The sequence below is a fragment of the Brevundimonas fluminis genome (assembly GCF_003934285.1).
GTDB classification, from domain to species: domain Bacteria; phylum Pseudomonadota; class Alphaproteobacteria; order Caulobacterales; family Caulobacteraceae; genus Brevundimonas; species Brevundimonas fluminis.
The window spans coordinates 361,276-380,690 of sequence record NZ_RQWJ01000002.1 but is presented as its reverse complement, the minus strand read 5'-3'; the positions used below and the strand labels follow the sequence as shown (position 1 = coordinate 380,690).

Below are 19,415 nucleotides of genomic sequence, written 5' to 3'. Positions count from 1 at the left end.
GTCCCGTGCACGCACACCACGGCGTCGTCTTCGTTCTGCTCTCCTACGCCGTCGCGGCCTTCGCCGCCTGGACGGCACTGGACCTTTTCGGGCGGGTCCGCGAACGCGACGGTGGGGCGCGCATCCGCTGGCTGGCCGTGGCCGCCCTGGCCATGGGCGGCGGCGTCTGGGCCATGCACTTCATCGCCATGCTGGGCTTCGATCCCGGCGCGCCGGTCAGCTATGAGCCCGGCCTTACGGCCCTCAGCTTCATTCTGGCGGTGATCGGAACGGGCGCCGCCTTCTTCGCCGCCGCGCGTCCGGGGCTGGGCCGGCTCCGCCTGCCGCTGTCGGCCGCGGCCATGGGCGGGGCCATCGCCGCCATGCACTACGTCGGCATGGCCGCCATGCGGACCACGGCGACCGTCGGCTGGAAGCCGCCTCTGGTCGTGCTGTCGGCCGTGATCGCCGTCGCCGCCTCCTTCGCCGCGCTGTGGGCGTCGAAGCGCGAGACGTCGGCGGTGTGGCGGCTGGGCGCGGCCGCGGCGCTGGGCCTGGCCGTGGTCGGCATGCACTATGCCGGCATGGCCGCGATGGTTCTCGTCCCCACCGGCGCGGCGACGGAGGGCGGGGCGTCGCCGCTGGCCCTGGCCGTCGGCGTGGCGGCGGTCACGGCGTCGATCCTGTTCATGGCCCTGGGCGCGTCCATCGCCGATCAGAAGTCGCGGCTGCTGGACGTCATCGAGGCCGGCGGCGTCGGTTATTGGGAACTGTCGCTGAAGGACCGGACGGTCCGCTTCTCCGAGCGAGGTCGGGAACTCCTGGGTCTGCCGCCCGGCGTCAGCGGCTATCCCGTGGACGAGCCGGAGGGGCTTCAGGGCGACGACCGGGCCAGACGCGACGAAGCGCTCCGGCGCGCGCTGGCCGGAGAGGCGCCTTACGACGTGGAATACTTCTTCCCCGCCAGCGGCCGCTGGGTGCAGGCCTACGGCTCGCTCGTCCGCACGCGGGCGGGCCGCCCGTTCAAGCTGGCGGGGGTGGTCCGGGACGTCACGGACCGGAAACGTGCCTTCGACGAACTGGAAACCAGCGAACGGCGTCAGAAGCTGCTGATCAACGAGCTGAACCACCGGGTGAAGAACACCCTGGCCACGGTCCAGTCGATCGCCGCCCTGACGGCCCGGCGCGCCACCTCGGTCGAGGAGTTCGGCGCCCAGTTCCAGGCCCGGCTGATGGCCCTGTCGGAAACCCACAACCTGCTGACCGCCCAGGGGTGGGAGCAGGCGACTCTGCGCGACCTGCTCGAGAAGGAGCTGCGGCCCTACTCTCCTGAACAGTTCCGCCTGCAGGGGCCCGATGTGATCCTCGGGCCGGCGCAGGCGCTGGCCATGGGCATGATCCTGCATGAACTCGTCACGAACGCCGCCAAACACGGGGCGCTCAGCGTCAGCGGCGGTTCTGTTCTGGTCGCCTGGACCGAAGCGGATGCGAACGGTCTCAACGTTCTGGACTGGCTTGAACGCGACGGACCCGCAGTGACTGCCCCGACCCGCAGCGGCTTCGGCTCCCGTCTGATATCGACGAGCGTCAGGGGAGACCTCGACGGCGTCGCCGACATGGACTGGACCCCCGGCGGCCTGCGCGCGCAGCTCACCTTCCGGGCGAGGGGACGAAGCTAGGTCGCGCGGGTCTCGCCGAACCCCTCCAGCCGCTCGTCCAGCCGCGCCCGCACGACCGGCCACTCATCGGCCAGGACCGAGAAGACCACGGAGCTGCGCACATGGCCGGTCCAGGTGATCAGGTCGTGCCGCAGCACGCCTTCGCGGACGGCGCCCAGTTTGGTCATGGCCGCCTGACTGCGCAGGTTGCGGTCGTCGACCTTGAAGGCGACGCGGTCGACCCCGCAGGCGTGGGCGTGCTCCAGCATCAGCCGCTTGGTCGCCGGATTGACCGGCCCGCCGCGCATGTCGGGGCGATAGTAGGTCGTGCCGATTTCCACTGCGCGGTTGGCCGGCTGTATGTCGATGAAGCTGCTCATGCCCACCACCTCGCCGCCCCGGATGACGGCGAAGGGGAGGCGTCGACCGCTGGCCTGCTGATCCCGCAGCATCGCCCAGCCGCCGTCGAAATGCTCGCCGCCGAAGGAGTTGTAGTAGAGCGCCGGCCACAGCTCCGGATCGGCGTCGCAGGCCGCGCGCAGCGGCTCCCTGTGGCCGTCGTCCAGCGGCTCCAGCCGGACGAAGCGGTTCTCCAGAACCGCGGGGACCAGGTTCATTCCCCCAGACACCTCAACGCCACTTCCAGGTTCCGCAGCCCGTCCTCGCCGGTCACCGCCGGGGCCTCGCCGGTGCGGATGGCGTGGGCGAAGGCTTCGAGTTCCTTCTTGAGCGGCTCGTTCGGCCAGCTCATGACGCCGCGGGTGGAATAGCTGCCGTCCGGCTGCTGGCCGAAATATTCGGTGACCTGACGCGTCATCAGATCGGCGACCACGAACTTGTTCGGCGTGGCGACCTGCAACGTCCGCGTCTTGTAGGGCGTGACCCAGTTGGTCGTGATGTGGGCGATGGTCCCGTTCGCCAGCCGGAACTGCAGCAGGGCCGTGTCCTCACGCTCCGCCTTCGTGCGGGCCAGCTGGGGCTGGACCTCGACGATCTCGCTGTCCGTCAGATGGCGGATGATGTCGATGTCGTGGACCGCCAGGTCGATGACCACGCCGACCTCGCCCATGCGCGGCGGAAAGGGGCCGACGCGGGTGATCTGGATGGAGATGATCTGTTCGTCCGCCACGGCGCGCTTGACCGCCTCGACGGCGGGATTGAACCGCTCGACCTGGCCGACCATCAGCACGCGGCCGTTGGCCTTCGCCGCGTCGATCAGGCGCTGGGCGTCCGCGACGGTGGCGGCGATCGGCTTCTCGACCAGAACGTGGACGCCCTTTTCCAGCAGGGCCACGCCCACGTCGCCGTGGGTGCGGTTCGGCGTGGCGATGACGGCCGCGTCGAGTCCCGCCCCCGCGAAGGCCTCGACGGAGTCCACGCCGGCGGCGTCATAGACCTCGGCCACGCCTTTGGCGGTCACGGCGTCGGCGTCGAAGACGTGCGTCAGGGTGAAGTCGCGGATGTCGGACAGGACGCGGGCATGGTTGCGGCCCATGACGCCGGCGCCGGCGACGCCGACCTTGAGCGGGGGGAAGTGTGCGATCATGCGCCTCTTCTAGCCTCAGCCCGCGAAGCTGGCGACCGCCTCGATCACGCGGTCCTGAGTCGCCTCGTCCAGGTCGGCGTGCATGGGCAGGCTGATCACCACGTCCTTCAGCCGCTCGGTCACCGGCAGGCCGCCCGCGCCCTGCGGGAAGCGGGCATAGGCCGGCTGAAGATGCATGGGCACCGGATAATAGACGGCGGTCGGCACGCCGCGGTCCTTCAGGTGCGCGGCCAGGGCGTCGCGATCCTCATGCTCGATCGTGTACTGGGCCCAGTTGGAGACGCTCCCGGCCGGCACGTCCGGCACGGCGGCGACGTGGGCGCGCAGGCCGTCGTTGTACCGGGCGGCGATCCGGTTCCGCCATTCGATCTCCTGCGGGAAGACCTTCAGCTTCTCGATCAGGACGGCGGCCTGGATCGTGTCCAACCGGCTGTTCATGCCGATGCGCATGGCGAGGTATTTGGGATCGTGGGCGAACTCCGCGGCGCTGGCGCCGAGGTCCTTGGCCACGACCTTCCCGTGGACGCGCAGGCTGTCCATCTCCTGCGCCAGATCGGCGTCGTCGGTCAGCACCGCGCCGCCGTCGCCGTAGCAGCCCAGCGGCTTGGCCGGGAAGAAGCTGGTGGTGGTCACGTCCGCCCACCTGATCGGGTGCTCGCCGCCGATCGTGCAGCCGAAGCCCTGCGCCGAATCCGAGATCAGCTTCATCCCGTGCCGGTCGCACACCGCCCTGATCGCCGGATAGTCCGCCGGCTGGCCGAACAGGTCGACGGCGATGACCACCTTCGGCGTCAGACGACCCTCGGCCTTCACCGCCGCGACGGCGGCCTCCAGCTTGGCCGGATCCATGTCGTAGGTCTTCGGATCGACGTCGACGAAGATCGGGGTCGCGCCCAGCCACGGCACGATCTCGGCCGTGGCGGTGAAGGTGAAGCTGGGCACGAACACGGCGTCGCCCGTGCGCACGCCCCAGGCGATCAGCGGCAGGATCAGGGCGTCGGTGCCGTTGGCGCAGCCCAGCGCGTGCTTCGCCTTGCCGAAGGCCGCCAGCTCCTCCTCGAACTGCCGCACCTGCGGCCCCATCACCCAGGCGCCGCCCTCGACCGCGGCCATCACGGCCGCCTCGATCCTGCCGTTCAGGCGCTTGCGCTGGGCCTGAAGGTCGATGAACGCCATGCTCATGGTCGTCTCCTGCAAAAATCGCGCGCGGCCTTACCGCGAACCGTCCGGACCCGCCAAACCGCAGGAGGTCACTTCGCGTTGCGGGTTGCAACGATCATGCGCTAGGAGCGGTCGGGGGCGCGTTCAGGTTTCAAAGGTCTCAGAGTGACTCAATCGGCGAACGCGGGACCGGTCGTTCCCGCCGCCTTTCTGGATCGGGACGGCGTCCTGATCGAGGACGTGGGCTATCCGCATCGGGAGGACCAGCTGCGCTTCATGCCCGGCGCGCCCGAGGCGGTGCGTCGCCTGAATCGGCTCGGCTATCTCTGCGTCATCGTCACGAATCAGTCGGGCGTGGCGCGCGGCATGTTCTCGCTGGAGCAGATGCAGGCCTTCAACGCCCTTCTGGTGCGCAGACTGGCGGCCAGGGGCGCGATCATAGGCGCGGTCTACGCCTGCCCGTACCACGCCGACGCCACGGTCGATCAGTGGCGGCACCCCGACCACCCCGAGCGCAAGCCCAATCCCGGCATGATCCTGCGGGCCATGGCCGAACACCGCATCGACCAGTCGCGCAGCTTCATGATCGGCGACCAGCCCTCGGACCAGGAGGCGGCGCGGCGTGCGGGCATCCCGGGCTTCAGGTTCGACGGCGGAAACCTGGACGACTACGTCCACGAACTGTTCGGCGGCTGAACCGCGGGTCAGGCCGCGTCAGAAAAGTCCGCTCGATTTCAGCGGGCGATGAAATAGGGTGGCCGCCATGACCCAGCCCTACGTCGACCGCCGTTTCACCAGCCCCGACGGGCTGCGCCTCTACGCCCGCGATTACGCGCCGGGTGCGGGCCAGACGAAGCTTCCGGTGATCGCCATCCACGGCCTGACCCGGAACTCCGCCGACTTCGGCTTCATCGCGCCGGAGTTGGCCCGGGCCGGTCGGCGCGTGCTGGCGGTGGACGTGCGCGGCCGCGGCCTGTCGGACCGGGCGCCGGACCCCATGACCTATCAGCCGCCGGTCTACGCGAAAGACGTGCTGGCCCTGATGGAGCAGGCGGGCATCGAGCGGGCGGTGTTCCTCGGCACCTCCATGGGCGGCCTGATCACCATGGCGCTCGCGGCCGTCCGGTCGAGGGTCATCGCCGCGGCCATCATCAACGACGTGGGCCCGGAGGTGGCGAAGGAGGGTCTGGCCCGCATCGCCGCCTATGCCGGTCAGCCGGTAGAGACGCCGACGTGGGCCGCCGCCGCCGGGTACGCGAAGCGCCACAACGCCGTCGCCCTGCCGCACTATTCCGACGCCGACTGGGACGCCTTCGCCCGCCGCGTCTTCCGCGAGGGGCCGGACGGCGCCCCGATCCTGGACTACGACCCGGACATCTCCGTGCCGATCAAGGCGATGGGGACCAAGGGGCTCGTCCCCAACCTGTGGCCCATGTTCGGGCGGCTGGCGAAGGGTCGGCCGACCCTGCTGATCCGGGGCGCGACGTCGGACCTGCTGAGCCCGGAGATCGCGGCGAAGATGCGCAAGCGCGCGCCGACCATGGCCTATGCCGAGGTCCCGGGCGTCGGCCACGCGCCCATGTTGGACGAGCCCGAGGCGAAACGGGCGATCTTCGAGTTTCTGGCGGACGTGCCCTAGTCCGGCACGTTCGCCTCAAGCTCGTCCAGCCACACCCTTGCCGAGGCGTCGGACGGGGCGCGCCAGTCGCCGCGCGGGGACAGCGAGCCGCCGGTGACGACCTTGGGTCCGTTGGGCAGGGCCGAGCGCTTGAACTGACTGGTCTGGAAGAAGCGGACCAGGAACTTCCGCAGCCAGTGCTTGATGGTGGCGAGGTCGTATTCGACCTTTTCGTCGTCCGGCGTGCCGGCGGGCCAGTGGCCGGTCGTCCGATCCTTCCACGCCTGCCAGGCCAGGAAGGCGACCTTGGAGGGCGTGAAGCCGTAGCGGCTGATGTGGAACAGGAAGAAGTCGTTCAGGGCATAGGGGCCGACGGCGTCTTCCGTCGACTGGATTTTTCCAGCCTTGGCGGGCACCAGTTCGGGCGAGATCTCCGTGGCCAGGATGGCGCGCAGGGTCGGCGTCGCCGCCGCGCCCACCAGACCCTTGTCGGCGACCCAGCGGATCAGGTGGCGGATCAGGGTCTTGGGCACGCCGGAGTTCACGCCGTAATGGCTCATGTGGTCGCCGACGCCGTAGGTGGCCCAGCCCAGCGCCAGCTCCGACAGGTCGCCGGTTCCGACCACGAAGCCGCCGTGCAGGTTCGCCAGCCGGAACAGATAGTCGGTGCGCAGGCCCGCCTGCACGTTCTCATAGGTCACGTCGTGCACCGCCTGCCCTTCGGCGGCGGGATGGCCGATCTCCTTCAGCATCAGCTCGGCGGTCGGCCGGATGTCCAGCTCCTCGGCCGTGACGCCCAGCGCCCGCATCAGCGCCCAGGCGTTCGACTTCGTGCCGTCCGAGGTGGCGAAGCCGGGCATGGTGTAGGCCCGGATGCCCGTCCTCGGCAGCCCCAGCCGATCGAAGGCGCGGCAGCAGACCAGCAGGGCCTGCGTCGAATCCAGTCCGCCCGAGACGCCGATGACGACCGTCTTGCCGTTCGTCGACTTCAGCCGACGCATCAGGCCCTGAACCTGGATGTTGAAGGCCTCGAAACAGTCCTGATCCAGCCGCGCGGGGTCGTCCGGCACGAAGGGGAAGCGATCGAGGGGGCGGCGCAGGTCGGAGGGGATGTCCTCGCCATCGGCGAAGAACGACAGGGGCTCGAAGTCGTCGCCTTCACCCTCGCGCCGGGCGCAATCGGCGAATGTGCCGTTGCGCAGCCGATCCAGACCGATCCGATCGACGTCCACGTCCGCGACGGTCAACCCGCCGGTCATCCCGAACCGCTCGCCTTGCGCCAGCTTGGCGCCCAGCTCGAACGCCGTGGCCTGGCCGTCCCAGGCCAGGTCCGTGGTGCTCTCCCCCCAGCCCGACGCGGTGAACACATAGGCGGCCATGGCTCGCGCCGACTGACTGGCGCACAGCAGGGCCCGCTCATCCGACTTGCCGATGACGATGTTGGAAGCCGAGAGGTTCAGGAGGATGCGGGCGCCGGCGAGTGCCTGACGCGTCGACGGTGGGACGGGCGCCCAGAAGTCCTCACAAATCTCCACGCCGAATGAGAAGCCGGGCCGGTTCTCGGCCTCGAAGATCAATCCGGCCCCGAACGCGTGTCGCGTGTCCTCGAGGAGGATCGAACCATGGGCATCTTCGGCCGACGCCGGCGTGAACCAGCGCTTCTCATAATACTCGCGATAATTCGGCAGATAGGTCTTCGGGACGACGCCCCACACATTCCCGTTCGTCGCCACAACCGCGCAGTTGTAGAGCCGATCGCCATTTCGGATCGGCGCCCCGAACACCGCTGTGAGTGCCGCCGCCTTCGTGGCGCCGCTGACCCGCACCGCCTGCCGCTCCACCTCGTCCAGCAGGGCCGCCTGCATGTGCAGGTCGTCCAGGGCGTAGCCGGTCAGGCTCAGTTCCGGAAAGACGATCAGGTCCACGCCCTCGGCCGAGGCCTGTTCGATCAGGCGGATGTGCTCGTCGGCGTTGGCGACCGGGTCGGCGGTGTGCACCACCGGCGTGGCGGCGGCCACGCGCACGAAGCCGTGGGTGCGGGGGCTGAAGAAGGTGTGGGCCTTGGACACGTCGGGCTCCTGAAGCTTGTGCTCATTTAGAGCCGAACGCGGTCGTGCGCCATGACGACGCGTGACGGCGTCCGTTCGCCTCGCTACATGCGGATCATGACCGACGCACCCAAGAAGGGCTGGTTCTCCCGGCTGACGGAAGGGCTCAGCCGCTCCTCGAAGCAGATGACCGATCAGGTCGTCTCGGCCTTCGTGAAGGAGCCGCTGTCCGAAGCCGCGCTGGAGGGGCTGGAGGAGCATCTGCTGGAAAGCGACCTGGGGCCCGCCGCCACCGACCGCATCGTCGCCCGCTTCCGCGACCTGCGCTTCAACGCGGGGGCAAACGAGCGCGAGGTGAAGGAGGCGCTGGCCGACGCCGTGCACGCCGAGCTGGCGAACCATCAGGCGCGCTATGAGCCGCTGTCCGGTCCGAAGCCGTTCGTGACCCTGTTCGTCGGCGTCAACGGCTCGGGCAAGACCACCACCCTGGGCAAGATCGCCGCCGACCTGACCGCGCAGGGGGCCAGGGTCATGATCGTGGCCTGCGACACCTTCCGCGCCGCCGCGCGCGAACAGCTGAAGGTCTGGGCCGAACGCTCGGGCGCGACCTTCGAGAGCCGCCGCGACGGCGCCGACGCCGCCGGCCTGGCCTACGACGCCTACACCCGGGCGAAGGCGGAAGGGTTCGACGTCGTGCTGATCGACACGGCTGGTCGACTGCAGAACAAAGCCGCCCTCATGGACGAGCTGCTGAAGATCGTGCGCGTGCTGAAGAAGATCGATCCGGACGCCCCGCACGAGACCCTGCTGGTGCTCGACGCCACGGTGGGCCGAAACGCGCTGGAGCAGGAGAAGATCTTCGGCCGGACCGCCTACGTGTCCGGCCTGGTCATGACCAAGCTGGACGGCACGGCGCGCGGCGGCGTTCTGGTGCCCGTGGCCCAGGCGTCGGACGCGCCGATCAAGCTGATCGGGGTGGGCGAGGGGATCGACGATCTGCAACCGTTCGACGCGCGCGCGTTTTCGCGCTCGCTGGTGGGTCTGGAGGAGGCGGCGTGAGCGGACCGGCGAACAGGACGGCCTCGACCGTCCGCCAGCTTGTGGATTTCGGCGCCCTTCTGGCCTTCATGGCCGCCTATGCGGTGAATCGGTTCGTGCGCGGACTGGAAGGCGATCAGGCGCTGGTCCAGGCCACATGGGTTCTGGTCGGCGCCTCGGCGATCGCGCTTCTGGTCGGCTGGATCGTGGAGAAGCGGCTGGCGCCCCTGCCGCTGCTGGCCGGTGGCTTCGCCCTGCTGTTCGGCGCGCTGACGCTGATCTTCAACGACCCGGTCCTGCTCAAGCTCAAGCTGACCATCCAGAACGGCCTGCTGGCCGCCGTGCTTCTCGGCTCCCTCCCGTTCGGGAGATACCCGTTCAAATACCTGCTCGAGAGCGCCTTCCGCCTGACCGAGGCCGGCTGGCGCGGGCTGACCCTCCGCTACGGCCTGTATTTCGCCGCCGTGGCGATCGTGAACGAGGTCGTCTGGCGCACCCAGACGGACGACGTCTGGGTCGCCTTCCGCGGCGGGCTGTGGATCGCCTCCGCGGCCTTCGGCATCTGGCAGGTCTTCTTCATCATGAAGCACCTGATCAAGGACGAGGACCGGGACGTCGAACCCGCCTCGCCCGACCCCGGTCTCTGACGCTTTCCGGATCGTCCGTCGTCAAACCGTAAAACGGCCCTGCTAGCCATGCCGGCGTTCAGTACGGGGATCAGGCGCATGGTGAAGTCCGGCAAACAGGCGCGACGGCAGGGGGCCCTGGCCGACTCGCCCAGCCACCAGATGCATCGCGCCCTGCAGCTCGCGCTCGACGTCTATGCGGAAGAGGTCGGCGCGGACGGGCCGACCCAGCGCCAGTTCGCGGTGCTTGAGGCGGTGTCGGTCCAGGCGGGCCTCACCCAGACGGATCTCGTCAAGGCGACCGGCATCGACCGCTCGACCCTCGCGGACCTGGTGTCGCGCATGACGTCGAAGGGGCTGCTGCAGCGCGAGCGCTCGACTCTGGACGCCCGCGCCATGGCCGTGCGGTTGTCGCCCGAGGGCGCCGCCCTGCTCGAAGCCGCGCGGCCGCGGGTCCAGGCGGCCGACAAGCGGATCATGGGCATGCTCCCCAAGGCCCGGCGCGACGCCTTCCTCGAAACCCTGTCCGAACTGGCCGCGGCGGCCGACGCCGCGCCGGAGCAGGCGAAACTGGCGGCCAAGGCCGAGAAGAAACGCCTCAAGGAGCTCCGCAAGGCCGAGAAGGCCGCGAAGAAGGCCGAGAAGCCCGCGAGGGCCGAAAAGCCGGCGAAGGGCGGCAAGAAGTCGAAGAAGGTCGACGCGCCCGCCGACGAGGCGGCTTAGGTCAGGCCTTCCCCGCCGGCGCGCAGACCGCCCGGAACCCCGCCGCCGCGAACCGCACCATGTAGTCGCAGGCGCTCTCCAGATCGCCGGACCGGCACAGGCCGCCCGAAAGGCGATCCAGCCTTCCCGTCTCCCCGAGGGTCAGGGTCAGGGCGCCGGACAGGTTGTGATAGGCCCAGTACAGGTCGACCTCCCGCGCGTCGGGCAGGACCTGCTTGATCAGCTCGATCAGCCGACGGATCGCCGGGTCGAAATAGCGGGCCATGGTCTCGCCGCCGAAGGTTGGGTTGGCGTTGGTCTGGGCCACAAGGGCGGAATAGTGCTTCCAGCCCGGCCCGCCCTTGAGCGACCATTGGAACGGGGGCCGCAGGAAGGCTTCCAGCAGACCCTCCAACGTCATCCCGTCGGGCCCCGCCTCTCGCGCGTAGCGGTCCACCGCCGCCACCCGCTCGCTGTTCCACAGCTCTGCCCGGCGCTGAAAGACGGCGTCGAACAGCTCGCGCTTCGACCCGAAGTAATAGTGCACCAGCGCCGTGTCGACGCCGGCCTCGCGCGCCACCTCGCGGATGGTGACTCCATAGAAGCCGTGCTTGGAGAAGAGGTCCTCGGCCGAATCCAGAATGGACGCCGAGGTGTCGCCCGACGCAGCGGCCTGGGCCTTGCGGGGGCGTCCGCGGCGGGCGGGGGCGGCGTCTGCGGGCGGAGCGTCCAGCTTGGTCATGCCGCATCCTTGGCCCGGCGAACTCCGGTGTGCAACGGCGCCACAGTGCCGCCGTCACGCGAGCCCCGCCAAGCGGGACCGTTTGACAGGCCCCTGAAAGCGGTTACCTTCCGCGAAAATCATTGAACGCTGAATAAAAGCGTCCGGGTCGAAACATCAGGAATTGGGGTTCATCATGAAGAAATTCGTCAAAGCCGCCCTGCTCGCGGGCGCCGCCTGGAGCGCGATGGCCGGAATGGCCGCCGCGCAGGACGCGCCGTCCCAGGAGCCGGAAGCCACCGTCGACGAGATCATCGTCACCGCCCGTCGTCGCGACGAGGCGCTGAAGGACGTGCCGGTCGCCGTCTCGGCGCTGTCGGAAGAGCGTCTGGAACAGACCGGCGCGACCGACATCACCGCCCTGCAGCAGCAGACGCCGAACGCCACGGTCCAGGTCGCCCGCGGCTCCAACTCGACCCTGATCGCCTTCATCCGCGGCGTCGGCCAGCAGGATCCGCTGTGGGGCTTCGAGCCCGGCGTGGGCCTCTACATCGACGACGTCTACGTCGCCCGCCCGCAGGGCGCGGTGCTGGACGTGTTCGACGTCCAGCGCATCGAGGTCCTGCGCGGCCCGCAGGGCACGCTGTACGGCCGCAACACCGTCGGCGGCGCGATCAAATACGTCACCCAGCGCCTGTCGCCGGAAAAGGAGCTGATGCTCAAGGGCTCGTTCGGCAGCTTCAACCAGGTCGACTTCCTGGCCATGGGCGGCGGCGCGCTGACCGACACCCTTCGCATCGGCGGCGCTTTCGCCAAGTACACCCGCGACGGGTTCGGCACGAACGTGAACACCGGTGCGGAACACTACAACAAGGACGTCGAGGCCTTCCGCGTGTCGGCCGAGTGGTCGCCGAACGACGACGTGCTGGTTCGCTTCGCCTATGACGTCATGAACGACGACTCCAACCCGCGCCACGGCCACCGCGAACTGGCCGGCGCCCTGCCTGACGGCGCCGTTCTGGGCAGCGTCTTCGACACCAACGCCGGCGTCGGCGACACGAACTCGGTCGAGACCCAGGGCTGGTCCATGACCGTTCAGGGCCGCGTCAACGACAACTGGACGCTGAAGGCGATCGCCGCCCGCCGCGACGGACGGACCGACACGGTCATCGACTTCGACAACACGCCGCGCCCGACGCTGGACATCCCGGCCTATTATGAGGACGAGCAGACCACGCTCGAATTCCAGGCCCTGTGGGACTATGACCGCATCCAGGGCGTGATGGGCCTGTTCTATCTGGACGGTCACGCCGAGGGCGCCTTCGACACCATCCTGGGCAACGCCGGCATCGTCATCGGCACGGGCGGCTACGTCGACACCACGTCGATCTCGGCCTTCGTCGACGTCAACTTCGACCTCACCGACCGCCTGCACCTGTCGCTGGGCGGCCGCTACACCCTGGACGACAAGACCGGCGACGTGTTCCGCGCCAACTACCTCGGCGCCACGCGCTCGCCGCTGCTGGGCGGCACGCCGCGCGCCCCGCTGCTGCTGCGGACCGACTACACCAACTCCAAGTCGTTCGACCAGTTCACGCCCAAGGTCGCCCTGTCCTACGACATCTCGGACGACGTCACCGGCTACGTCTCGTTCTCGCAGGGCTTCAAGTCCGGCGGCTTCGACATGCGCGGCGACGCGATCTTCACGCCGAACACCGTCAACGGCTACGACCCCGAGACGGTCGACAGCTACGAGGCCGGTCTGAAGGGCCGCGTCGGCCCGCTCTCGTTCGCCTCGGCGATCTTCTACAACGAGTACCAGGACCAGCAGGTCACCACCCAGGTTCCGGCCGTGGGCGGCATCGCCAGCTTCGTCGACAACGTCGGCTCGTCGACCTTCTACGGCGCCGAGTTCGAAGGTTCGCTGTCCCTGACCGAGAACCTGACCGCCAACTTCGCGGTCGGCTATCTGAACTCCGACTTCGAGGAATTCCTGCGCTACAACCTGGCCCTCGGCGTCTATGAGGACATCTCGGACCAGGTGGTGCTGCAGAACGCCCCGGAATGGACCGGCTATCTGGGTCTGACCTGGAACAGCGAACTGGCCGGCGGCGACCTGACGATCATCCCGCAGGTCTCGTGGCGCGACGACTACAGCCAGTTTGAGTTCCCGAACCCGATCCTGGATCAGGAAGGCTTCGCCCTGGTCGACCTGTCGGCGACCTGGACCTACGATCGCTACGTGGTCGGCGTCTACGGCAAGAACCTGACGGACGAACAGTACCGCGTCGGCGGCTACAACTTCCCGGGCGCCCTCTTCGACAACTCGGTGATCGGCTACTACGGCCCGCCGCGCACCGTGACGGCCTCTGTGACCGTCAAGTTCTGACCCATTTGAGTTCCTGAACGACTGGGCGGCGGTTCCTCGCGGATCGCCGCCCATTTTTCTTTGCGGGACGACGCGTTAGGGTCGTCCGACACCTGCCCGGGGAGGGGCGCACATGACCGACGCCACGGTGAGGACCGAACGCCCCGGCTACCGCTTCTACGTGCTGGCGGTGCTGATCATCGTCTACATGCTGAACTTTCTGGACCGGCAGATCATCGGCATCCTGGCCGCCCCGCTGAAGGAAGAGTTCCAGCTGACGGACAGCCAGTTCGGCCTGCTGGGCGGCATCGCCTTCGCCAGCGTCTATTCCACCCTCGCCATCCCGTTGGCCTGGCTGGCCGACCGCTTCAGCCGGGTCTGGATCATGACCGGAGCGCTGACCGTCTGGTCCGGTTTCACCGCCCTGTGCGGCACGGCGACCAGCTTCGGCCAGCTGTTCCTCTACCGCATGGGCGTCGGCGTCGGCGAGGCGGGCGGCGTGGCCCCGGCCTATTCCCTCGTCGCCGACTACTTCCCCCCGCACCAGCGGGCGCGTGCCCTGGCCGGCTTCGCCTTCGGCATCCCGTTGGGCACGGCGGCCGGCACCCTCGTGGGCGGCCTGCTCGCGGCGGAGTACGGCTGGCGCACCGCCTTCATCGTGGTCGGCGTGCTCGGCGTCGTGCTCGCCCCGCTGATGCGTCTGACGGTTCGGGATCCGAAGCGCGGCGGCACGGACGTCGCGAAGGCGGTCGCGACCGCCGACGCAGGAGCGCCCGCGGACGCCGCCCCGGTTCCGTCCGCCGCCCCCGCCGCCGGCTCCGGCGCCCTCGGCCGCAAGGTCGCGCTCGGCATGCTGGGTCTGGGCGTCGGCCTCCTGCTGCTCGCGGCCCTGAACCGCTTCGGCGGAGTGGCGATCGGTAGCGCGGCGGTGCTCGGCTTCGCCGGCCTGCTGGCTCTCGTGATCGGCGTCTCGGTCTTGATCGCCCAGGTCACCGCCTCGGTCGTGGTCCGAAAGAAGAGCTTCTGGCTGCTTGCGCTGGGCGCCGCCTCGTCCTCGGTCTGCGGGTACGGCGTCGCCGGCTGGTTGCCGCTGTTCTTCATGCGGAGTTTCGATCTCAGCCTGCGTCAGGTCAGCTGGTACTACTCCGGCATCGCCCTGATCGGCGGCATCGCCGGCATATGGCTGGGCGGCATGATCGCCGACAAGCTGGGCAAGCGCGGCAAGGGCGCCTATCCGCTGGTGCCGGCCGTCGCCTTCCTGATCTCGGCGCCCTGCTTCATCCTGGCCATGAACTCCGACTGGCTGATCGCCCAGCTGATCCCCGGCGGCGGCACCCAGGTGCAGGCCCTGACCGTGGCCTTCCTGATCTTCCTGATCCCGACGGGGCTGAACCTGGCCTGGCTGGGACCGATCACGGCCTCGGTCCAGCATCTGGTCGCCGCGCCGATGCGCTCCACGGCCTCGGCCCTGTTCCTGCTGATCAACAACCTGCTCGGCATCGCCGTCGGGTTCTACTATTTCGGCGCCGTGTCGGACCTGCTGCAGCCGCGGTTCGGGGACGAAAGCCTGCGCTGGGCCATCTACACCGGCATGGGCTTCTACCTGTTGGCCGCCATGCTGCTGATCGGCGCCTCGCGCACGCTGAAGCGCGACTGGGTGGACTGAGCGATCCCGGGTCGGGAGCGGTTGCGCCGCTCTCGACCCGCCGCCTATAAGCGCCCCGACTTCCTCCTCCCCGATCGGCGGCGCGCTCCATGAACATTCACGAATACCAGGCCAAGCAGGTCCTCAAGGGCTTCGGCGTGCCCGTCGCCGAGGGCGTCGCCATCACCTCCGCCGACGAGGCCGAGGCCGCGGCCAGGCAGCTGCCCGGGCCGCTTTGGGTGGTGAAGAGCCAGATCCATGCCGGCGGTCGCGGCAAGGGCCGCTTCAAGGAGCTGGGCCCCGACGCCAAGGGCGGCGTCCGCCTGGCCTTCTCGATCGAGGACGTGGTCAAGCATGCCAGGGAGATGCTGGGCGCCACCCTGGTCACCGCCCAGACCGGCGAGGCCGGCAAGCAGGTGAACCGCCTCTACATCGAGGACGGCGCCGACATCGCCCGCGAGCTTTACCTGTCGATCCTCGTCGACCGCACCCACGGAAAGGTCGCCTTCGTCGTCTCGACCGAGGGCGGCATGGACATCGAGCAGGTGGCCCACGACACGCCGGAGCGCATCCGGACCGTGGTCATCGACCCGGTCGCCGGCGTGACCGACGCCGACGTGGCGACCCTGTCCGACGCCCTGAAGCTGGAGGGCGCCGCGCGCGAGGACGCGAAGACCCTGTTCCCGGCGCTGCACAAGGCCTTCGTCGAGAAGGACATGTCGATGCTGGAGGTCAATCCGCTGATCGTCATGGAGAACGGCCGCATGCGCGTGCTGGACGCCAAGGTCAGCTTCGACGGCAACGCCCTGTTCCGCCACAAGGACATCCAGGCCCTGCGAGACGTCACCGAAGAGGATCCGAAGGAGATCGAGGCCTCGAAGCACGACCTCGCCTACATCGCGCTGGACGGCACCATCGGCTGCATGGTCAACGGCGCCGGCCTCGCCATGGCCACGCTGGACATCATCAAACTGTACGGGGCCGAGCCGGCCAACTTCCTCGACGTCGGCGGCGGGGCCTCGAAGGAGAAGGTGACCGCGGCCTTCCGCATCATCACCTCCGATCCGAACGTCGAAGGCATTCTGGTCAACATCTTCGGCGGCATCATGCGCTGCGACATCATCGCCGAGGGCGTGGTGGCGGCGGTCAGGGAAGTCGGGCTGAAGGTGCCGCTGGTCGTCCGTCTGGAGGGCACCAACGTCGAGCTCGGCAAGCAAATCCTGCGCGACTCCGGCCTGAACGTCATCCCGGCCGACGACCTGGCCGACGCGGCCGAGAAGATCGTCAAGGCGGTGAAGGCGGCCTGACGCCGCCTTTTCGCCGTCAGGGGCGGATTTGATCGCACGACGAACGGAGCCGCTTTCGATGAAGACCGCCCTCGCCCTGACCGCCCTGCTGCTGGCCACGCCGGCGGCGGCCGATCCCTACGACGACTTCCTGGAACTGTGCGTCGCGCCCGCGGGCGACGTGGCGGCGGCCCAGGCGAAGGCGCGCGCGGCGGGCTTCGCCGACGCGCCGGAACAGGTGGCGCGGACCTTCCGGCTGCCCGACTTCCCCGACGCCGTCCCCCTGACGCGGGGCGAGGCCGACGCCATGGAGATCTTCATCGCCGGCACGGCCCCGCGCGAGGACTTCGGCGCCATGACCGGCACGACCTGCATCGTCGTGGCCCCCGCCCTCGACGCCGGATCGGCCGAGACGCGGCTGGAGGCGAAGCTGGGCTTCCCCGCCTTCACCGACGGCGCCGCCGGCGCGCCCATGTGGTATCTGACCGGCGGGCCAGACGTGTGGCGGTCCGAGCCGCAGCTGGTCGGGTCGTCCGACGCCCGCATCGCGGAGGTGGCGCGCCAACGCCCCGTCTCCATCTTCGCCGTCCTGCCGCTCGGCACGGGAGCGGGCCTGATGTACGGAACCCTGAAATGAAGCCCCTTCTCGCCGCCGCCGTCCTCACCGCCGCGATCGCCGGACCCGCCGTCGCCCAGGAGACCGCCGTCGTCGACGCCTACGTCGCCGACTTCACCCGCCTGTGCCTCGACACGGGCGGCGAGCGCGAGGCGGTCCGGGCCGCCGCGGCCGACGCCGGCTGGACGCCCGGCGCGCCCCCGGAGGCGTCCCCCAACGCCGTCGACATGGCCGTCTGGGACGCGCCGGACGGCGGCGCGCAGCTGATGACTTCGGCCTCTCCGCCGGACCAGATGCCCGACGGCCTCGTCGTGCGCACCTGCATCGTCCAGCCGGCCGCGACGTCGGCCCCCGGTCGTCAGGCGCTGGGACAGGCCGCGGGCCGGGTCATCGGCCTCCCGGGTCAGCCGACCCGCCAGGGTCTGGTCTGGATCGTCTCCGGCACGCGGCGGGACGGATTCGTGAACGAGACCGCCGCCTTCGTCGGCACAGGATCGGCGGATGCGGGCCTCGCCCTGGGCGCCGAGCGTCCGATCATGCTCGTCAACGTCATCGGCGGCCCCGACGCGGCGGCCCTCAGCCTGCTGCGGGTGTCGACGGAATAGGCGCAAACGGCTCCGCTTTGCGGCCGGCCTGTGGACGGTTAGGATGGCGGCGAGACCGGGGGGACCGGTTCGCAACCATCATCGAGGCTGTTCAATGTTCGCTTTCCGCTCGCCCCTGAAGACGGGCGTCCTGGCCGCCTGCGCCGTCGCCGGCCTGGCCTTCGCCGCGCCGGCCGTCGCACAGGATCCCGTATTCGAGAAATTCCGCACCGTCTGCATCGCCGGCGACGGCTCCGCCGCCGCCGCCGCCGCCGCGGTAGAAGCCGACGGCGGCTGGATGGTGCTGGACCCGGCCATGTTCGGAAACGACGCTCCTTTCCAGAACATGCAGGCCTGGATGAAGATGGAAGGCGCGGGCTTCCGCCTGGTCATGACCGGCGACATGGCCGAGGAAATTGACGGCATGGGACAGATGGACATGTCCGTCTGCGCCGTGGGCGCCCAGCCCGCCGAGCTCGGCACGCTTGAAGCCGAGGTCAAGGCCTGGACCGGCGCGACCGCCCCGCTGCCGGACATGGACACCCCCGAGTTCCGCGGATACGGCGTGATGATGCAGAACCGCCGTCCGACCCCCGTCGACCCCGCCATGTCGGTCGACGCCCTCGGCGTCGCGGCCATGAGCGGCGACATGCGGATGCTGATGGTCGGCGAGGAAGGCGACGTGACGATGGTCATGTACATGCAGCCGAAGCTGCGTTGATCCCTTGGCGCGTCCGCGCGCCTGAGGGATGACGACCCGGGGCGGGCGCGGCGAAGCGTCCGCCCTTCTTCGTTCCGGCGCGGGGGTGGCGTCCCGCCGCGGGATCGCCTAATCACCCGCCCGGCGACGCCGGTCGCCGACCTCCCTCCGCCGCGATCCGAAGGCCCGGAATGTCCATCCTCGTCGACAAGAACACCAAGGTCATCACCCAGGGCATCACCGGCGCCCAGGGCACCTTCCACACCGAGCAGGCGATCGCCTACGGCACCCAGGTCGTCGGCGGCGTGACCCCCGGAAAGGGGGGCATGACGGTTCTGGAGGACGTGCCGGTGTTCGACACCGTCAAGGAAGCGGTCGAAAAGACCGGCGCCACCGCCTCGGCCATCTACGTGCCGCCGCCCTTCGCCGCCGCGGCCATCCTCGAGGCCATCGAGGCCGAGGTGCCGCTGATCGTCTGCATCACCGAGGGCATCCCGGTGCTGGACATGGTCAAGGTCAAGGCCCGCCTCGACGCGTCGAATTCGCGCCTGATCGGGCCGAACTGCCCGGGCGTTCTGACGCCGGGCGAGTGCAAGATCGGCATCATGCCGGGCAACATCTTCAGGAAGGGCTCGGTCGGCGTCGTCTCGCGCTCCGGCACCCTGACCTATGAGGCCGTGTTCCAGACCTCCAATGCCGGTCTGGGCCAGACCACGGCGGTCGGCATCGGCGGCGACCCGGTCAAGGGCACCGAGTTCATCGACGTGCTGGAGATGTTCCTGGCGGACGACGCCACGGAATCCATCATCATGATCGGCGAGATCGGCGGCAGCGCCGAGGAAGACGCCGCCCAGTTCCTCATCGACGAGGCCAGGAAGGGCCGCAAGAAGCCGATGGCCGGCTTCATCGCGGGCCGCACCGCCCCTCCCGGCCGCACCATGGGCCACGCCGGCGCCATCGTCTCGGGCGGCAAGGGCGGCGCCGACGACAAGATCGCGGCCATGGAGGCGGCGGGCATCCGCGTGTCGCCGTCGCCCGCCGCGCTGGGCGAGACCCTGCTGGCGGCGCTGAAGGGCTGACGTCCCCGAGAGCGCGAAATTCCGCGCTTTTCGCCAAGCT

General features: G+C 69.4%; 18 protein-coding genes. 13 read left to right on the top strand and 5 right to left on the bottom strand.

Annotation, left to right across the window (positions count from 1 at the left end):
• The first annotated feature begins 5 nt into the window (after nucleotides 1-5).
• Entirely contained in the window at nucleotides 6-1,658 is a 1,653-nt protein-coding gene (locus tag EFJ44_RS02385) for an MHYT domain-containing protein (protein ID WP_125255582.1), read from the top strand.
• Here EFJ44_RS02385 and EFJ44_RS02380 read toward each other — a convergent pair.
• From EFJ44_RS02380 to EFJ44_RS02370, 3 genes are read right to left on the bottom strand one after another with little or no spacing between them, the layout of a single operon-like run.
• Nucleotides 1,655-2,254 (bottom strand): GNAT family N-acetyltransferase, encoded by a 600-nt coding sequence (locus EFJ44_RS02380; RefSeq protein ID WP_125255581.1) that lies wholly within the window; start codon nucleotides 2,252-2,254, stop codon nucleotides 1,655-1,657. The genes EFJ44_RS02385 and EFJ44_RS02380 overlap by 4 nt on opposite strands.
• Nucleotides 2,251-3,183: a Gfo/Idh/MocA family protein gene (locus EFJ44_RS02375; RefSeq protein WP_164511825.1), complete on the bottom strand. Its 933-nt coding sequence runs from the start codon at nucleotides 3,181-3,183 to the stop codon at nucleotides 2,251-2,253. Before EFJ44_RS02375 ends, EFJ44_RS02380 begins: the two co-directional genes overlap by 4 nt.
• A gap of 15 nt (nucleotides 3,184-3,198) precedes the next feature.
• Nucleotides 3,199-4,365, bottom strand: coding sequence for a DegT/DnrJ/EryC1/StrS family aminotransferase (locus EFJ44_RS02370; protein ID WP_125255580.1), 1,167 nt, complete (start codon nucleotides 4,363-4,365; stop codon nucleotides 3,199-3,201).
• 144 nt (nucleotides 4,366-4,509) lie between these two features.
• Between EFJ44_RS02370 and EFJ44_RS02365 the strand changes: the two genes are divergently transcribed.
• Nucleotides 4,510-5,040, top strand: a complete 531-nt coding sequence (locus EFJ44_RS02365) for a D-glycero-alpha-D-manno-heptose-1,7-bisphosphate 7-phosphatase (protein WP_125255579.1) — start codon at nucleotides 4,510-4,512, stop codon at nucleotides 5,038-5,040.
• A 67-nt stretch (nucleotides 5,041-5,107) separates the two neighbouring features.
• Nucleotides 5,108-5,983, top strand: coding sequence for an alpha/beta fold hydrolase (locus tag EFJ44_RS02360; protein WP_125255578.1), 876 nt, complete (start codon nucleotides 5,108-5,110; stop codon nucleotides 5,981-5,983).
• On the opposite strand, the gene EFJ44_RS02355 is transcribed toward EFJ44_RS02360, so the two are convergent.
• On the bottom strand, nucleotides 5,980-8,031 hold the full coding sequence (locus tag EFJ44_RS02355; protein WP_125255577.1) for an NAD(+) synthase: 2,052 nt from the start codon (nucleotides 8,029-8,031) through the stop codon (nucleotides 5,980-5,982). The genes EFJ44_RS02360 and EFJ44_RS02355 overlap by 4 nt on opposite strands.
• Before the next feature lie 96 nt (nucleotides 8,032-8,127).
• Between EFJ44_RS02355 and ftsY the strand changes: the two genes are divergently transcribed.
• From ftsY to EFJ44_RS02340, 3 genes are all read left to right on the top strand, one after another.
• Nucleotides 8,128-9,069 carry a signal recognition particle-docking protein FtsY gene (gene ftsY / locus EFJ44_RS02350; protein ID WP_125255576.1) on the top strand — a complete coding sequence of 314 codons (942 nt, stop codon included), beginning with the start codon at nucleotides 8,128-8,130 and terminating at the stop codon, nucleotides 9,067-9,069.
• On the top strand, nucleotides 9,066-9,695 hold the full coding sequence (locus EFJ44_RS02345; RefSeq protein WP_241209646.1) for an inner membrane-spanning protein YciB: 630 nt from the start codon (nucleotides 9,066-9,068) through the stop codon (nucleotides 9,693-9,695). Before ftsY ends, EFJ44_RS02345 begins: the two co-directional genes overlap by 4 nt.
• 78 nt (nucleotides 9,696-9,773) lie before the next feature.
• Entirely contained in the window at nucleotides 9,774-10,397 is a 624-nt protein-coding gene (locus EFJ44_RS02340) for a MarR family winged helix-turn-helix transcriptional regulator (RefSeq protein ID WP_125255575.1), read from the top strand.
• A 1-nt stretch (nucleotide 10,398) separates the two neighbouring features.
• Here the strand turns inward: EFJ44_RS02340 and EFJ44_RS02335 are convergent, their stop codons facing one another.
• Nucleotides 10,399-11,118, bottom strand: a complete 720-nt coding sequence (locus EFJ44_RS02335; protein ID WP_125255574.1) for a TetR/AcrR family transcriptional regulator — start codon at nucleotides 11,116-11,118, stop codon at nucleotides 10,399-10,401.
• A gap of 175 nt (nucleotides 11,119-11,293) precedes the next feature.
• Here EFJ44_RS02335 and EFJ44_RS02330 point away from each other — a divergent pair, with 175 nt between their 5' ends.
• The 7 genes from EFJ44_RS02330 to sucD all read left to right on the top strand — a co-directional run bounded on the left by EFJ44_RS02330 (nucleotide 11,294) and on the right by sucD (nucleotide 19,375).
• On the top strand, nucleotides 11,294-13,486 hold the full coding sequence (locus EFJ44_RS02330; protein WP_125255573.1) for a TonB-dependent receptor: 2,193 nt from the start codon (nucleotides 11,294-11,296) through the stop codon (nucleotides 13,484-13,486).
• 112 nt (nucleotides 13,487-13,598) lie between these two features.
• Nucleotides 13,599-15,131, top strand: coding sequence for a spinster family MFS transporter (locus EFJ44_RS02325; protein ID WP_125255572.1), 1,533 nt, complete (start codon nucleotides 13,599-13,601; stop codon nucleotides 15,129-15,131).
• 89 nt (nucleotides 15,132-15,220) lie between these two features.
• Entirely contained in the window at nucleotides 15,221-16,417 is a 1,197-nt protein-coding gene (gene sucC / locus EFJ44_RS02320; protein WP_125255571.1) for an ADP-forming succinate--CoA ligase subunit beta, read from the top strand.
• Nucleotides 16,418-16,475: 58 nt separating this feature from the next.
• Nucleotides 16,476-17,033, top strand: coding sequence for a hypothetical protein (locus tag EFJ44_RS02315; RefSeq protein WP_125255570.1), 558 nt, complete (start codon nucleotides 16,476-16,478; stop codon nucleotides 17,031-17,033).
• Nucleotides 17,030-17,617, top strand: a complete 588-nt coding sequence (locus EFJ44_RS13740) for a hypothetical protein (RefSeq protein ID WP_164511824.1) — start codon at nucleotides 17,030-17,032, stop codon at nucleotides 17,615-17,617. Before EFJ44_RS02315 ends, EFJ44_RS13740 begins: the two co-directional genes overlap by 4 nt.
• A 94-nt stretch (nucleotides 17,618-17,711) precedes the next feature.
• On the top strand, nucleotides 17,712-18,317 hold the full coding sequence (locus tag EFJ44_RS02310; RefSeq protein ID WP_125255569.1) for a hypothetical protein: 606 nt from the start codon (nucleotides 17,712-17,714) through the stop codon (nucleotides 18,315-18,317).
• A gap of 170 nt (nucleotides 18,318-18,487) precedes the next feature.
• On the top strand, nucleotides 18,488-19,375 hold the full coding sequence (gene sucD / locus EFJ44_RS02305) for a succinate--CoA ligase subunit alpha (protein WP_125255568.1): 888 nt from the start codon (nucleotides 18,488-18,490) through the stop codon (nucleotides 19,373-19,375).
• The last annotated feature ends 40 nt before the right edge of the window (nucleotides 19,376-19,415 follow it).